Source organism: Rhodococcus sp. ZPP (genome assembly GCF_017656075.1).
In the GTDB taxonomy this organism is placed as follows: Bacteria; Actinomycetota; Actinomycetes; order Mycobacteriales; family Mycobacteriaceae; genus Rhodococcus_F; species Rhodococcus_F oxybenzonivorans.
Window position 1 is genome coordinate 1,486,353 of record NZ_CP058638.1, and the last position, 13,665, is coordinate 1,500,017.

Annotated in this window: 13 protein-coding genes and 1 pseudogene; 7 read left to right on the plus strand and 7 right to left on the minus strand. The window is 66.3% G+C overall.

Going from position 1 to position 13,665, the window contains the following annotated elements:
- Positions 1 to 105: 105 nt before the first annotated feature.
- Entirely contained in the window at positions 106 to 705 is a 600-nt protein-coding gene (locus HYG77_RS06985; protein ID WP_109328200.1) for a TetR/AcrR family transcriptional regulator, read from the minus strand.
- Between the two features lie 165 nt (positions 706 to 870).
- Between HYG77_RS06985 and HYG77_RS06990 the strand changes: the two genes are divergently transcribed.
- A complete protein-coding gene (locus HYG77_RS06990; protein ID WP_208962255.1) occupies positions 871 to 2,349 on the plus strand; it encodes an NAD(P)/FAD-dependent oxidoreductase in 1,479 nt (492 codons plus the stop codon).
- Here HYG77_RS06990 and HYG77_RS06995 read toward each other — a convergent pair.
- A complete protein-coding gene (locus HYG77_RS06995) occupies positions 2,330 to 3,478 on the minus strand; it encodes an acyl-CoA dehydrogenase family protein (RefSeq protein ID WP_109328196.1) in 1,149 nt (382 codons plus the stop codon). The genes HYG77_RS06990 and HYG77_RS06995 overlap by 20 nt on opposite strands.
- A gap of 11 nt (positions 3,479 to 3,489) precedes the next feature.
- Positions 3,490 to 4,671, minus strand: a complete 1,182-nt coding sequence (locus tag HYG77_RS07000) for a thiolase family protein (protein WP_208962256.1) — start codon at positions 4,669 to 4,671, stop codon at positions 3,490 to 3,492.
- 538 nt (positions 4,672 to 5,209) lie between these two features.
- On the opposite strand from HYG77_RS07000, the gene HYG77_RS07005 reads away from it, so the two are divergent.
- From HYG77_RS07005 to HYG77_RS07020, 5 genes and pseudogenes are all read left to right on the plus strand, one after another.
- On the plus strand, positions 5,210 to 5,458 hold the full coding sequence (locus tag HYG77_RS07005; protein WP_208962257.1) for a type II toxin-antitoxin system prevent-host-death family antitoxin: 249 nt from the start codon (positions 5,210 to 5,212) through the stop codon (positions 5,456 to 5,458).
- On the plus strand, positions 5,455 to 5,709 hold the full coding sequence (locus tag HYG77_RS07010; protein ID WP_109328189.1) for a Txe/YoeB family addiction module toxin: 255 nt from the start codon (positions 5,455 to 5,457) through the stop codon (positions 5,707 to 5,709). Before HYG77_RS07005 ends, HYG77_RS07010 begins: the two co-directional genes overlap by 4 nt.
- 700 nt (positions 5,710 to 6,409) lie before the next feature.
- A complete protein-coding gene (locus HYG77_RS07015; protein ID WP_208962258.1) occupies positions 6,410 to 6,682 on the plus strand; it encodes a hypothetical protein in 273 nt (90 codons plus the stop codon).
- Between the two features lie 891 nt (positions 6,683 to 7,573).
- A pseudogene (locus HYG77_RS39470) lies at positions 7,574 to 7,759 on the plus strand (RNA polymerase subunit sigma); the annotation flags it as partial.
- The gene (locus HYG77_RS07020) at positions 7,743 to 8,933 is read left to right on the plus strand and encodes an anti-sigma-D factor RsdA (RefSeq protein ID WP_208962259.1); all 1,191 of its coding nucleotides are present in this window, start codon (positions 7,743 to 7,745) and stop codon (positions 8,931 to 8,933) included. The pseudogene HYG77_RS39470 and the gene HYG77_RS07020, both read left to right, overlap by 17 nt.
- A 233-nt stretch (positions 8,934 to 9,166) precedes the next feature.
- Here HYG77_RS07020 and HYG77_RS07025 read toward each other — a convergent pair whose 3' ends face one another.
- From HYG77_RS07025 to HYG77_RS07035, 3 genes are all read right to left on the minus strand, one after another.
- Positions 9,167 to 9,514 carry a hypothetical protein gene (locus HYG77_RS07025; RefSeq protein ID WP_109328183.1) on the minus strand — a complete coding sequence of 116 codons (348 nt, stop codon included), beginning with the start codon at positions 9,512 to 9,514 and terminating at the stop codon, positions 9,167 to 9,169.
- 336 nt (positions 9,515 to 9,850) lie between these two features.
- The gene (locus tag HYG77_RS07030; protein WP_208962260.1) at positions 9,851 to 11,041 is read right to left on the minus strand and encodes a PIN domain-containing protein; all 1,191 of its coding nucleotides are present in this window, start codon (positions 11,039 to 11,041) and stop codon (positions 9,851 to 9,853) included.
- A gap of 6 nt (positions 11,042 to 11,047) precedes the next feature.
- On the minus strand, positions 11,048 to 11,506 hold the full coding sequence (locus HYG77_RS07035) for a helix-turn-helix domain-containing protein (protein ID WP_208962261.1): 459 nt from the start codon (positions 11,504 to 11,506) through the stop codon (positions 11,048 to 11,050).
- Positions 11,507 to 11,711: 205 nt separating this feature from the next.
- Here HYG77_RS07035 and HYG77_RS07040 point away from each other — a divergent pair, with 205 nt between their 5' ends.
- Entirely contained in the window at positions 11,712 to 12,176 is a 465-nt protein-coding gene (locus HYG77_RS07040; protein WP_208962262.1) for a hypothetical protein, read from the plus strand.
- Positions 12,177 to 12,383: 207 nt separating this feature from the next.
- Here HYG77_RS07040 and HYG77_RS07045 read toward each other — a convergent pair whose 3' ends face one another.
- Positions 12,384 to 13,616: an allantoate amidohydrolase gene (locus HYG77_RS07045; protein ID WP_208962263.1), complete on the minus strand. Its 1,233-nt coding sequence runs from the start codon at positions 13,614 to 13,616 to the stop codon at positions 12,384 to 12,386.
- Positions 13,617 to 13,665: the final 49 nt, after the last annotated feature.

Below are 13,665 nucleotides of genomic sequence, written 5' to 3' on the forward strand. Positions count from 1 at the left end.
AGCCTAACCGACGTCGCCCCGGACGGCGCGTCGGTCGGCGGCGAGCATCCTTGCACCACTTGCGTTCAGCACCGACGACAGTGCGCCGGGGACGCACTGTCTCACTCACATCGGGGAGCTCGTGGCCAGCAGCACCCGCAGGCTGTCGGTGACGACGCGGGCGGAGATCGTGGGATCGATCGCGCGCTGAATGCCCAGGCCCACGCCGAGACCGAGGATGCTGCTCGCCGCGTCCTCGGCCGGCATCGGCAGCGTGACCCCGAGCGACTCCGTGAACGACGTCAAGAGGTTCACCGCGATGTCGCGCGCGGCGCCGAGTGTGGCGGTAAGCGCCTCGCGCAGCTCCGGATCGTGCCGGGAGAGCACGATCAGTTCGAACTCGAGCATCGTCCATCCCACGTCACCGAGAGTGTTTTCCGCCCAGGACTCGAACGCGCCGAGCCGGTCTTCCGCGGTGTCGCCGTGGCCGAGCGCAGCCGCGATCTCGGCACCTTTCGTCGCGTGGATCAAACCTAGGACCTCGAGGCACAACTCCTTCTTGTTCTTGAAATTGGAGTAGACCGCGCCCTTCGAGTAGCCGGCCGAGTCGGCGACCTTTTCGAGCGACGTTCCCGCGTAGCCGTCGGCCAGAAACAGGTCCCGTGCTGTGGACACGAGGTGCGCACGCGTCTGCGCCTGACTCTCCGACCTGGTCAAACGCCCCATGTGCACCCTTTCTTCGGCGTCCTCCGAGATTAATCCAACTTTTCATATACCGTCGGTATCTGAAATCTGCTAGGTTCTGTATATGACGTCCAGTGACACACATCTCAGTAGCGGCTTGGTGGTCGTTGGTGGCACTCGAACTCAACTCGCGAAGGGAGTGCGCGCATGACGCACTACGACATCCTCGTCATCGGCGCCGGCATATCCGGCATCGGAGCGGCGATCCGCCTGAAACAGAACGGCATCGAGAATTTCGTGATTCTCGAGAAGGGCGATGCGCTCGGCGGGACCTGGCGCGACAACACCTACCCGGGGTGCGCGTGTGACGTGCCCTCCGCCCTGTACTCCTATTCCTTTGCTCCCAACCGGGAATGGTCTCGACTGTTCGCCGGGCAGGAGGAGATTCGCCGCTACATCGAGCGGACCGCCGGCAACCACGGAGTTCCAGGGCACGTGCAATTCGGAACCGAAGTCCAGCGCGCTCAGTGGAACGAGGACTCCCGGCGATGGACGGTCGACACCACCGCCGGAACCTTCACGTCCGACGCGATCATCGCCGCGGCGGGGCCGTGGAACGAACCGCTCGTCCCCGACGTCCCCGGTCTCGACACCTTTCCCGGTGAGGTCTTCCACTCGTCCCGCTGGAACCACGACTTCGACCTCACCGGTCGACGCACCGCCGTCGTCGGAACCGGGGCGTCCGCGGTGCAGTTCGTTCCCGCCATCCAACCGCACGTGGCGGAACTGCACCTTTACCAGCGGACGGCGCAGTGGGTTCTGCCCAAACCCGATGTCGCACTGCGCGGCGTCGAGCGCGCCGTCCTGCGCCGGGTACCGGGCGCGATTCGGGCGTTGCGGCGGGTCGAGTACGCCATCATGGAGTCGCTCGGACTCGGGTTTCGGCACCCGTGGATTCTGAAGGTGGTACAGCAGATCGGTAAGGCACAGTTGCTGGCCCAGGTGCGTGACCGCGAACTCCGAGCGTCCCTGACGCCCGATTACACGCTCGGATGCAAGCGCCTGCTGATGTCGAACACGTACTACCCGGCGCTGACGCAGCCGAACGTGGAGGTGCATGCCAATGCCGTCGCGTCGGTGCGTGGGAACGTGGTGGTGGGCACCGACGGCGAGGAACGAGAGGTGGACGCCATCGTCTTCGGCACCGGCTTCCACATTCTCGACATGCCGATCGGGGCACGGGTTTTCGATGGCGAGGGCCGGAGCCTCGACGATCACTGGAAGGGCAGTCCTCAGGCGTATCTGGGCACCACCGTCGCGGGCTTCCCCAACGCCTTCGTCCTGCTGGGACCCGCGCTGGGCACCGGCCACACCTCGGCATTCATGATCCTCGAGGCGCAACTCGACTACGTGATGCAGGCGCTCACGCACGCCCGCAGCAGGGGGTGGAGCCGGTGGGAACCGCGCCGAGAGGTGCAGGACGCCTTCAATGCGCAGGTGCAGGAGGCTCTGGCCACTACCGTTTACAACGCCGGTGGGTGCCAGAGCTACTTCCTGGACGTCAACGGGCGCAACAGCTTCAACTGGCCGTGGTCGACCGATCGAATGCGTCGCCGCCTCGGCCGTTTCGACGAGGCGGCGTACGAGGTGACGTGCGAGGCTGCGGTTACAGCGACTTCGCGATGATGCCCTTCATCACCTCGTTGGCGCCCGCGTAGATCTTCTGGACGCGGGCGTCCTCGTACATGCGGGCGATGAGATACTCGCGCATGTAGCCGTACCCACCGTGCAATTGAACGCAGCGGTCGATCACCTCGCACTGTTTCTCGGTGAGCCAGTACTTGACCATTGCCGCCTCGGACGGGTCGAGTTCACCGCGCAGATGCGCCTCGATGCAGTGGTCGAGAAACACCTGGCAGGTGCGCGCGATGGTCTGGCATTCAGCAAGCTCGAACGCAGTGTTCTGGAACTCGAACAGGCTGTGACCGAACGCCTGCCGCGACTTCGTGTACGCCACGGTGTCTTCGACCGCACGCTTCATCGCACCCGAGGCCTGCGCCCCGATGATCAACCGTTCCTGCACCAACTGGGCCATCAACTGCCCGAAACCCTGCCCCTCGGACTCACCGAGCAGATTGTCGACGGGTATCCGCACATCGGTGAAGGACAACTCCGACGTGTCGGCACCGTGCTGGCCCACCTTGTCGAGGACGCGTCCGACGGTGAAGCCGGGACAGTCCCGCAGATCGACGATCACCAGCGACACACCCTTGGCGCCGGCCTTCGGATCGGTCTTGACCGCCAGGACAATCATGTCGGCGGACGCACCGTTGGTGATGAACGTCTTCGAACCGTTGATCACATAGTCGTCGCCGTCACGGATGGCCGTGGTTTTGATCGCCTTCAAGTCGGAACCGGCGCCCGGCTCCGTCATGCCGATCGCACCGAGGATTTCCCCAGTCGCCATGCCCGGCAGCCACGCCTTCTTCTGCGCTTCCGAGCCGTACTCGACGAGGTAGTGCGCGACGATGCCGGAGTGCACCGAGATGCCGAACGCGAGGTCACCGGCGTAACCCTGGGCCTCGAACACGGCAAGGTCGTGGGCGAACGTGCCCCCGCCCCCGCCATACTCCTCGGGCACGGAGCAGCACAACAGACCGAGCTGACCGGCGGTGTGCCACACAGATCGGTCGATGCGATGTTGCGCGTCCCACTTGTCGTTGTGCGCGACCACTTCTCGCTCGAAGAACCCGATCGCGAGCTCGGACAAGGCCCTTACTTCGTCGTCGTGCCACGACGGGACGTGCTTCTTCATGTCCGTACGCCTCAGACTCGACGGAACAGCGCGGCGAGGGCCTGCCCCCCGCCGATGCACATGGTGACGATGCCCAGTTCGAGGTCACGGCGGACCAGGTCCTTGGCGACCCGCAGACTCAGGATCGCGCCGGTGGCGCCGACCGGATGCCCGAGCGCGATGGCCCCGCCGTACGGGTTGGTCTTTTCCGGGTCGAGCTTGGCGTCCCGGATCACCGCGACCGCCTGCGAGGCGAACGCCTCGTTCAGCTCGATCACGTCGATATCGCCCGGGGTGGTGCCGGTCTGCTCGAACAGCTTCGCCAGCGCCAGAACGGGGGCGTACCCCATCAGACCCGGGTCCATCGCCGCGGTCGCGACGGCCTCGAGCGTGACGAGCCCGGTCAGGCCCTTCTCGCGGGCGGCGGACTGGGTGGCCAGCACCAGGGCCGCGGCTCCGTCGTTGATACCGGACGCGTTGCCGGCGGTCACCGAGCCGCCCTCCTCGAACGCCGGACGCAGCTTCGCGAGGGTTTCGAGGGTGGTGCCGGGTTTGGGGTGCTCGTCGACCTCGACGGTGGTCGGACGGCGCCCGCTGATCGCGACCGGGGTGATCTCCTCGGCGAATGCGGCCTTCGCGGCGTCGGTGGCGGCGCGGCGCTGGCTCTCGACAGCGAACTCGTCCTGCTGCTGCCGGCTCACGTCGTACTTGCGGGCGACGGCCTCGGCGGTGCGGCCCATGTGGACACCACCGAACGGGTCGGTGAGGATCGCGACTGTGCCGTCGACGAGCGAACGGTCACCGAGCTTGTACCCCGACCGGGCGCCGAAGTCGTAGAACGGCATCCGGGACATGCTCTCGTCGCCTCCGGCGAGGGCGAAGTTCACCCCACCCCAGCGCATCTGTTGCGCCGCCGACCACACCGCTTGGAGGCCGCTGCCGCAGAGGCGGTTGACCGTGTAGGCGGGGGTGCTCTCGGGTAGGCCTGCTGCGAGGGCGACCCGGCGGGCGTTGTAGGCGTCCGGGCCCACCTGACCGATGCAGCCCATGACCACCTCGTCGATGTCGTCACCGGCGACTCCGGCCCGGCCCAGCGCTGCCCGCGCCGCGGTCGCACCCAGCTCGTGCGCGGGCACGCCGGCGAGCGTGCCACCGAAGCTGCCGACCGGCGTCCGCGCGCCGTCGATTACCACGATCGGTTCAGGAGAATTCATCAGATGCCCTTCCGTTTGCTCCCGGTCCGGGGAGGTAGTAGGACATCAAAGTAGCGCGCCTCTCGAAACGGGTGTCGAGTGACCTGCGTGATACTTCTCAGCGGTGAACTCGGCGAGCTCACCGCGTCGACGAACTTCGTCGCCTCGTCCCGCTTGACCCCCGGTGACGCCTAGAGGGTCGTTTCTACGTCCCAGTCGGGCCACGAATGCGCCTGACGGGCCAGGACACCCACCCCTCAGTGCACCACCCGAAGACCATACGAAGCCTGTCGAAGACACGCACCGGTGGGGTGAGGTGCGTACGGTGACCGAATTCGGCAGCAAGATTGAATGTAGAAGCGATGGGTGGTTCCGGAAACCACGCGCCACACCGAAACATCGACACCGCCACCCCGTCGCTCCGAGACAACGTCCGGTGCCACACCGGTACCATATTGCGTACCGCTATGGTCTGGTTTGGGCGTGTGATCGGCCGGTGGCGGGGAAGTCCCGGCCCGACACGCACACCACTACGGAAGGTCTCTGAGAGGGGTCGGATATGACTGCAATAACAGCCACCGAGGCCAGGAAGAACCTGTTCGGCTTGGTCAGCCAAGTGAACAAGGACCACACAACCGTGGAAATAGTCTCCAAGAACGGGAACGCTGTTCTTCTCTCGAAGGACGACTACGACTCCATCATGGAAACGGCCTACCTGCTGTCCAGCCCGGCGAACGCTCGCCGCCTGTTTCGCAGTCTGGAGGCAACCCGGCGCGGTGAATACACCGAAAGGGAACTGATCGAGTGAACACCGCCTCCACCGACGACGGGTGGGAGGACTACACCCACTGGTCGATCACCGACCGCAAAATTCTGAAGAAGATCAACGACCTGATCAAAGACATCAAGCGGTCACCCTACGAAGGCATCGGGAAGCCCGAACGCCTCCGCCACATCGACGACAACGTCTGGTCCCGGCGCATCACCCAGGAACACCGGTTGGTGTACGTGATCGTCGACGACACAGTCGTCATCCAGCAAGCCCGCCACCACTACTAGAACAGACCCGACCCGAGGTCGATCCGATGAAAACATCGTCGGCGAAGACCAGACGTGTCATCGGCCGGCACGGCCCACCGGCGCACCGGGCCTGGTCGTGGCCGGCACCACTGCCCGCTTCGGCGGCGTAATCGTCGACGTCTGTAGGCACGGCTCACCTGGTACACCGAAAAACATCGCGACGGCCGGCAGTGCTGCGCCACCGAGTGTGGAGGCCTTTCCCGACTGCGCCGCAGCGTAGGCAGCGGGCGCAGCACCGCTGTACGCAGCTTTCCGCGGGCTACAGCCTCGACCTCGACCTCGATGGCGTCGCTTGCGAGACACGACGCCCGCGGCATCTCGCCTCCGAGGTGGATTTCCTCGGCATTCCGTGCGACCGTGGCACCCCAATGATGCCGACCCAGAGATGCGCATGAACGTCTACCGGTCCGGCTAGTAGCGGGGCTCGCGCAGTGCCGCCCCTCTTGGGGTGCCGAAGCCAGCTCCTGCCCGCCGAGCGGCACATCAGACGCGCGTTCCGCGCCAAGTGCTATCGGGCGGACCGTCCGGCACGACATGCTGTAGTCATGCACAACAGACGAAGCAATCGCATGACCGACCTTGGCCAGCAGACAGCCGGCGTGTGCAAGCAGTTGGGCACCCTGGCAGACGTGCAGCGCCACCTCGACAACGCCGCCGCGATGCTCGGGGACGTGATCGAATGAGCACGCCCGCTGACCTTGACGAGCAGGTCACCGCAGTGCGGGATGCGCTACACGGCCTACGCCGAACCCTCCTCGACCTCGAGCGCACCTACGCAGACCTCGATGCGACCGCGCTCGCGGTGGACGACCTCGGCGCCCCGGCCACGGCGCCGGAGGTGTTGGAGAGCGCCGTCGATGCCCTCCGCGCAGCCCAGGACACCCTCGGAACTGCTGACGCAGACCTCGACGTGGCGAAACGGCACACCTCAAGGCTGAGAAAGCGCGAATGACCGCGACCAACTTCCGCGGTGTCCCGGCGGCCCCTCGCTGTGGACATCCACCATAGGTCCACCCCACCTCTCCTCGGCGGATGGTCGTGAATCGGTTCGAACCGACGCACACCCCGAACGAAATCCCGAAAGAACAAGTCCGCCAGCATCGGCCGGCTTACCTAAGACACCGCGACAGTCCCGAATCTTGTGGTGATTGCTAATTGGAACTGATCGCGATCGGGCGGACACATCCACAGATGCGGCGACCACCCCGCTGCCGGTGACGTCCTCCACCGCCACTGGGGCGTCGGCACCAAGCCTCCGCAGTTGTGAGCCGGCTGAGATCCGTGGGGGTCACGCCTCTGAGCATGGCGGTACCGGTACACCGGTCGGCAGGTTTCGCCAATGCACCACCACGTCGAGACGGTCGGGCCTGACAATCGCGCCCGACTGCTGCGCCCCGAAGGTCACCACACCGGGCTGCCCCATCGCTGCCGAGGCGTCACCGCCACCACCGGCGGCGCAGGGTCCGCCGCCACAGCCGACGAACTGTCCACGCTGGACGACGCGACCCCGCTCGCGGAATCGCATACCTGCGGCAACCGCGGGCCTCGCCAAGTACCGGCTGCCGGGGGGATAATCCCACTAGCAGGATCGTTCGCCCCGCAGACGATGCCCTTGCACAAACGTCGACCCCGGCCCAGGGCCTCAGGACCGCCCGAGTGCGCCGGGGTCGGCCCGAGCAGGACGGGTGTGCGCGTGCGGCAACAAGCTGCGTGTGCACCCACACCGGAAACCACGACCGACGTGAGCGCTCCGCTTGGTTGTTCTTCGCTGACATGCGGTAACAAGTCGGAGCCCGTTACCGAAATAACAGATGACGCAGTCAACCGCGGGCGCTGGAGCCGAAAGGTGAGCAGGCAGGTGAATGAACTGCTCAGCACGCTGCCGGAATGGAACCGGGAGATCGTGATCCTTCGCCTCGTGGTCGGTAAGTCAGCCAGGACCCGGCCGTGGGGAGTACCACGGAAGCTGGCGGCATGGCTCAACACCGAGCCATCGCAGGTGACGAGGGTAGGTGAGAGATGTGGCTAAGGGCATCACCCGCAACGGCAATCCCGATGCCGATCTCCCCGACGACGACGCCCCGGTGGACGTCGCGGCAGTACGCCGCGACGACGCGCTGATCAACGCCATCGCCGGTGGCGATCCCGTCGCATCGGACTCGCCGGAACAGGACCAACTCGCGCTTCTGCTGACCAACTGGCGCGCCGACATCGTCGCGACGCCGATGCCAACCGGTCCGCTGCTCGACGACGTGATCGCGGCGATTGACGCCTCCGACTCCCGTTCCGCGCGCAGCGCCGCCCGCGGCACGCTCCGCCTGTTGCGACCCATCGCCGGCGCTGCCGCCGCGATCGCGATCGTCATAGGTGGCGTCACCATCTTCTCGTACAACGCCGCACCCGGCGATCCACTCTGGAGCGTCAAATCGGTGGTGTTCAGCCAGCAGGCCGATTCGACCGTCGCGCAGATCGACACCACCTCCCAGCTGCAGGAAGCCGAGCGGCTGATCGCCGCGGGCGACGCGGAGGCGGCGAAGAACCTGCTCGAGGGCGCCGCCGACCGTGCCGGCGGGGTCCGCGACGCCGACACGCGCAACGAACTCGACGCATGGCGGGCGAAGCTGGCCGAAGAACTCGAGAAGATCGCCCCCACCACCTCGCCGACGACGACTACAACGGCCGGTACCGCCACCACCGAAGCGCCGACGACGACCACCGAACTCCCGGCTACCGTGCTGGAAGCACCGGGTTCCACGACGGCGCCCGGAGTCGAGCAACCCCCAGATCTGCAGCTTCCCGGACCACCACCCACGTCAGCGCCGCCGCTCCCCACCACGACGCACACGCTTCCACCCGAGACATGGCAGTCCCCCAGCCCTGAACCCACCATCACGATGGTCCCGCCTCCGCAGCTGCCCGCGCCTGTGCCGCCGGACGACCCGACGACGCAACCACCCCCACCGTCGGAGAACCCGACGACCCAACCACACACCCAGCCCCCGCCGCAGGAGCCTTCGCCGGCGCCCCTCCCGCCGCAGGAGCCTTCTCCGGCGCCCCTCCCGCCGCAGGAGCCTTCTCCGGCGCCCCTCCCGCCGCAGGAGCCTTCTCCGGCGCCGCTCCCGCCGCAGGAGCCTTCTCCGGCGCCGCTCCCGCCACAGGAGCCTTCTCCGGCGCCGCTCCCGCCGCCAGTCCCGGCCAGCTGAGTTCACAGCGGCCCGCGGCGCTATGCGGTTCCCGCAAGCATTCGCTGAGAATGCTGGGCACCAGGACCCGCCCGTTCCGAAGTCGAATGCGATGCGCCTAGCACCGGACGAAACGTGGGAGGTCAGCGCGGCAGGCGCGCCCTGATGATGCGCGCCAACCCCTACGCCCCACCTGGGCCCGTCGGCTCACCCGGTCGAGTGTGCCGACCACCGTAACGGCAAAACGACACACGTCATGTCAACGAACCCACGCCCTGCTGACGACGTTGATGAAACCGCTCGCGCTGCTCATCGAGCAACACCACACCACGGTGTTGAACGCGGTGATGTTCACGGGCAATCAACAGGCGCACCGACGCGGTCCGCCGCGTCAGTTCGGTCGCCCGCCTGGCCGCTGTCCGATCGCTGAGCAAGTACGCCGCAGCACGGTCACACTCGATCAGGATCTGCTCGTACGCAAGCCGTATCGGCGCCTGTTCGTCGAGCCGAGCTACCGCCACGTCTTCGACCAATTGCAGCGGAAGCCGCGCCAGTCGATAGTTCACACGCAGAAGGGCCAAAGACAGGGAGCTGAGTGTCACACTCGAAATCGTAAGCACGACGAAATATCTTGTGGCTAGGGCCTTAAGTCCCGTTGTTGATTTCCGCAGAGCGCTCGCGCCGAGTGCTTATCGTCCCGATCGGCGCCCGATTGCGGCAACTGTGATGCTCCGGCGTTCTCATGACACACCCAGCACCCAGTTCACCGCGACCGACACGATCTGCACCACGGACTTCGCAGCGCGGGCAGGTTCGTCGTGTGCCTAGAAGAACACCGCTCCGGCGTGGGTGCGGATCTTCGAACCGTGATCGGTGGCCGGGTGCGCGCCGAACCGGACTTTCTCCCCGTGCGGGTATTCGCCGGAGAGACCGTCGACTCAACCCCAGGAGACCGGGTCCTCCTCAGACCCCAGGTTTCGCACCAGCCATCGCCCGCCGACGAGATGCATGAGGACCGGGCACACATAGCGGGGGTCGTATGGCTGCCACACGCCGCCCGCCAGTGTCGAGGTGTCGTACACATAGAGCACTTCGACTCCCGGGGCGACCAGCCGTGTGCCGGTAGCGATTCCCCATGTCGCCGGATCCGGCAGCATCGCCCGGAACGACCGCACGTGTACGCGCTCGAAATGTACCCACAACGGATGATCCGGCTCCGGTTCGGCGAGGGCTGCCGCAACCGCCTCACCATCCCAACCGTCCGCATCGATATCGCGACGATTGTCCTGCACCCAGTTCCGGGCCAGTACCACCCGGAAATCGGGATCCACGTTCGGCCACACCGACAGCAAATCCCCGTCCACGCACACCGGCGTCAAAAACGCCCACGCCGCACTCACCAGCTCGGCATGCCCGAGGAACCGTACCCGCTCGACCGGATCCATCGCACGAAGCTGCCGGTACGTCTGCCGCACCTCGGGCGGCAGGGAGTCGATCTGCTCGTCGGTCAGCTCCGGAAGGGACGACGCCACCGCTTCCGCACCGGCGCCGGAGGCGTCGTCCGGGGCGGCAAGCAGTGCCCGGACTGCGTCGACGAACCGCGGGGTCAGCCGGGCGAGTAACTCGAGCAACTCCCCCACCGTGCGCGGCGGGAGCGTGTTGCGCGCGACCAGCACGTGTATGCACTCGAACACCGCTTCCGGGTCCAGTTCGAGTTGATCGCACAGGAATTCGTCGGGGTGGACGACCTCGACGTCGAACGGGTCGAGCACCGCACACGGGAAGTCTTTTACGTTGGCGGTCACGATCAATGCGGCGCCGGATCGTACCGCCGCAGCCAGAACGTGCCGGTCCTTCGGCTCGTTGGCCATCGCGGGAATCAGCTCCCGATATCCGCGTGATTCCTCCTCCGCGAAGGAGAACGCCCTGCGCATCTGCTGCACTCGCCGCGCCGCCTGTTCGGGTGAACTCCCGAACCGCTCGACAGACAGATTCCGTTCGACCTCGTCCAGTAGATCCGGCGTCCAGACAGGCCGGAACAACTCGGCATCGGCAAGGGTGAGCAGCAGATCATTCAGCGTCTGGGGAAGCATGACGCACGCGTCGAGAACCACCCGGAAGGCAGCCATCTCGGATCAGCGGGTCGAGATGAAGCCGTCAGCGGCATCGCCGGAATCCGCGGTTTCTTCGCGGGCCATCTCCTCGAGTACCTGGCCACGCCGCGCCCGTTCACCCTGCTGGAACTCCAGCACGTCCGCCAACTCCACCCGCCGATGCCGACCAGGTGAGGTGTACGGGATCTTCCCCGCCTCCAACAACCGCACCAACGTCGGCCGGGTGACGCCCAACAGCTCCGCGGCCTCCTGCGTCGTCAGCATCGTGCGATGCGGCTCTACCGTCACCGCCTGCCCCCGATCCAACGCAGTGACCGCGTCGACGAGTAACCCTCGGACACTGTCCGGCAGGGGTACCGACCCTTCCGGAGTCGAGATCGATACCTCCTCAGAACCAGCGAGAACATCCTTCAGCGCGGCGAGACCATCCCGATCGTCGGTGGGTGGCGGCAACACCGTGCGGTTCATCAGAGCGGCCATAGCCCACCATAAAACGAAAAAAACGAACACGCAATCAGCGCCACCGCCAGGCCTGCCGCGCACCTACCGAGCCGGCCAATCCCACGCCGAGCTCCGCGCGGGCACCTGGACAGGCACCTCACCCCGCCGAACGGCCGGTCCGAATCGATGGGTAATGAAGAACTATAGAAAGACCCGATCAATTCTTCACACGCTCGAGGCACCCATGCTTGAAAATCCCGCCCCATCGCCGAGGACATCACCGGCAACGCTCAACCTGTCCGCTGCAGACACCGGCGCCGCCTGTCGGGCTCGCCCCGAGCGCAGCCCAACCGGTAACCGCTCGGCCCGGCGACGACGCGCCGCCCGCACCGGCGTTCCCACCGGCTCGCCTGAGCTCGACTGGCTACGACAATCCCTGCACGCCTGCGATCTCCTCACCCGCGTGCACTCCATCAGTCCCCCGGACCGTGCGCTCGTTGCCTTCGCCATCGAATGGGCCCCCTACGGCGGCGCCGACGCCGAGGACCTGTTCATCAGATTCGGCGTACAACGCAACAGGTTCCTCCATCTCCTCCAAGCCGCGATGACCCCGCGACCATCAGACCTGGGCCACCTGCGCAACCTCAAGACCACCCTCTGCAACGACCTCCTCCGCGCATGGAATGACACCCACCACAGCGAGAAGTAGTGCCGCAGGTTATCGGCACAGAGGTATCCGAGCGCAGCACAGAACCGTCGGCGAACGCGAACCGAGGCGGGCAGCCGTCGGTGGATGCGGTTGACCGGACCAACTTTCCCGGACGAGGGACTTCACGATAGCGCGGTAGAAACCACGACAACCACCGTCACCGCGGTCGCCGAAGCACTGAAGGGATCGGCGTTGCCGCTGATATGCCTACTGCTGCTCGCTGACCCAGTCCGCCATCACGTCCGCCAGGGCTTCGGCGCCGCGGTTGCAGTCGTCGGGTTCGGCGAACTCGGCGGGCGAGTGGGACACGCCGGTAGGGTTGCGGACGAACATCATCGCCGTGGGCACCTTCGCGGACAGGATTCCGGCGTCGTGCCCGGCCGCCGTCGGCAGAACGGGCACGTCACCGAGGTGCACGAGTGAGTGGCGCAGTCGTTCCCGCGTCGAGTGCGGGAACTCGACGATCGGCGTGACCGATTCGGCGTCGACGTCGAGACCGATACCGTCGGCGGCCGTGTATGCCCGTGCCTCCGCGGTGATTTGCTGGACCAGCTTGGTCAATGTTTCCTCGTCGGCGGCCCGTGCGTCGAGCCACGCCCGCACCTCCGACGGAATGGCGTTGGCACCGTTGGGAAGTACTTGCACCTTACCGAAGGTCGCGACCGCCTCGTGCAGAGTCGCGGCAGTGCGGGCGGTGTGGACGGAAGAGGCGAACGCGAGCATCGGGTCGCGGCGGTCGACGAGGCGGGTGGCGCCGGCGTGGTTGGCCTCCCCCGTGAAGACGAACTGCCACCGGCCGTGCGGCCAGATCGACGAGGCCACGGCGATGGGGCTGTCGATCAGGTCGAGGGCGCGTCCCTGCTCGACGTGCAACTCGACGTACACGCCGACGCGGTCGACGAGGTCGGGGTCCTCGCCGAGATGGTGAGGGTCGCGGCCGACGCCGACCAAGACTTCACCGAGGCTGATGCCGTCGTTGGCGCGTAGTGCCAGGGCACGTTCGGGTGCCAGTGCGCCGGTGGACAATTGCGAGCCGACACAGGCGACGCCGAAGCGGGCGCCCTCTTCGTCGGAGAAGGCAGTGACCGCGATGGGACGGGTCGGTTCGATGCCGCGGTCGCGGACGATGTCGACGGCAGCGAACGCGGACACCACGCCGAGGGGTCCGTCGTAGGCGCCGCCGTCGGGTACCGAATCGAGGTGCGATCCGGTGACGAACGCATCGCGGGGGTCTCCTTCCCACCCCTTCGGCATCCACCAGGCCCACAGGTTGCCGTTGCGGTCTTCCTCGACGCTCATGCCACGAGCCTGCGCGCAGCCCGAGAACCATTCGCGCAGCGTCAGGTCGGCGTCGTTCCACGCGAATCTTCGGTATCCCCTGGTCGACTTGTGCTGTCCCACATCAAGGATGCTCGCCCAGAGCGAATCGAAGGAAGTCATGTTCTCGGTCCTCTACTCATAGTTTCAAGCCGGCAGGCGCTTCGCGCCC

Bases quoted from the DNA above. Each gene is read 5' to 3' on its own strand.
- HYG77_RS06985 (WP_109328200.1), bottom strand. From the start codon at position 705: ATGGGGCGTTTGACCAGGTCGGAGAGTCAGGCGCAGACGCGTGCGCAC.
- HYG77_RS06990 (WP_208962255.1), top strand. From the start codon at position 871: ATGACGCACTACGACATCCTCGTCATCGGCGCCGGCATATCCGGCATC.
- HYG77_RS06995 (WP_109328196.1), bottom strand. From the start codon at position 3,478: ATGAAGAAGCACGTCCCGTCGTGGCACGACGACGAAGTAAGGGCCTTG.
- HYG77_RS07000 (WP_208962256.1), bottom strand. From the start codon at position 4,671: ATGAATTCTCCTGAACCGATCGTGGTAATCGACGGCGCGCGGACGCCG.
- HYG77_RS07005 (WP_208962257.1), top strand. From the start codon at position 5,210: ATGACTGCAATAACAGCCACCGAGGCCAGGAAGAACCTGTTCGGCTTG.
- HYG77_RS07015 (WP_208962258.1), top strand. From the start codon at position 6,410: ATGAGCACGCCCGCTGACCTTGACGAGCAGGTCACCGCAGTGCGGGAT.
- HYG77_RS07030 (WP_208962260.1), bottom strand. From the start codon at position 11,041: ATGGCTGCCTTCCGGGTGGTTCTCGACGCGTGCGTCATGCTTCCCCAG.
- HYG77_RS07035 (WP_208962261.1), bottom strand. From the start codon at position 11,506: ATGGCCGCTCTGATGAACCGCACGGTGTTGCCGCCACCCACCGACGAT.
- HYG77_RS07040 (WP_208962262.1), top strand. From the start codon at position 11,712: ATGCTTGAAAATCCCGCCCCATCGCCGAGGACATCACCGGCAACGCTC.
- HYG77_RS07045 (WP_208962263.1), bottom strand. From the start codon at position 13,616: ATGACTTCCTTCGATTCGCTCTGGGCGAGCATCCTTGATGTGGGACAG.